Annotated in this window: 1 protein-coding gene; it reads right to left on the bottom strand. The window is 56.6% G+C overall.

Annotation, left to right across the window (positions count from 1 at the left end; genetic code table 11):
• Positions 1-42 precede the first annotated feature (42 nt).
• Positions 43-834: an outer membrane lipoprotein-sorting protein gene (locus tag A3754_RS20715; RefSeq protein ID WP_063521196.1), complete on the bottom strand. Its 792-nt coding sequence runs from the start codon at positions 832-834 to the stop codon at positions 43-45.
• Between the last annotated feature and the right edge of the window lie 133 nt (positions 835-967).

A 967-nucleotide genomic window follows, 5' to 3' on the forward strand; every position in this document is an offset into this window, starting at 1 on the left:
ATGCCGTAACCAGCCAGTTCTTCATGTTTTTGGCGGAAGAAATCAACGGGCGCGTTTCAGGCTGTTCTTGTTGAAGTCTGACTCACTCAGCCCCGTGTCATAGCGGTAGTTGCTCCAGAACAGATCCGTGGATTTCCCTGTCTGGTGATTGACCATGGACATCTTGCCGGGCTGCCAGTACTTGTCCTGGTACTGTGAAAAATCACTGGCGGTGAGCGTCTTGAGCAGGCTTTTCTTGCGATCGTAATAGTCCACTTTCCAGGTCCGGTATTCCTGTTGGTCAATCCAGGAAACCTGGCGGGTGTAGCCCGAATCCTCATCTTGCGGGTAACGCTCGACCACGAAACAGGTCAGTTCGCCGCAGGGTTCATCGCGCAGGTACTTGTAGGTGTACTTTTCCACCTCCTGCCCGCGCATGTCTTCAAAACTGAATTCACTGCCCATGAAAGGGCCGGATTTGTTCCGTGAGGCAATGGTTTTCACCCGGCGCAGCGCGGGCAGGTACAGCCATTGGTCGTCGTCACGGGTCTTGTAGCTGAACGTAAGCATGGCGGTGCCGCGCACGTCACGGGGGGTATCGAAGATGGTCAGGCTCTTGTCGCCCTCTTCCTCACCGGTTCCTTCCAGCGTCTTGACGCGCAGCTCGCGCTCCGAGGTCTGGCCACTCTTGCTGATCAGAACCATCTTCATGTCGGCCTGAAAGTCCCCAAAGCCCTCGCCACGGCTATCCGCCTCCCGGGCGATCTCCAGGCCTTTCTCTTCCGGGGTCTGGGCCAATACGACGGGCGCGGCCAGGGCCATTAGCAAAGCGGCGGGCAGTAAACGGACGTTCATGGAGCTCCTCGCGGTATACATGTCTGGGGCTGCACCGGCAAAGCGGGCAACAGCATGTTTACCATGATAGCGATCCAGACAAAAACGGCGATGCCCAAAGAGGCCAAAAAATAGTTGGAAGTGGATAGTCGAC

This window comes from Alcanivorax sp. HI0083 (genome assembly GCF_001635175.1).

What these genes read in the sequence shown, in the direction of transcription:
- A3754_RS20715 (WP_063521196.1), bottom strand. Translation starts at nt 834, where the DNA reads ATGAACGTCCGTTTACTGCCCGCCGCTTTGCTAATGGCCCTGGCCGCG.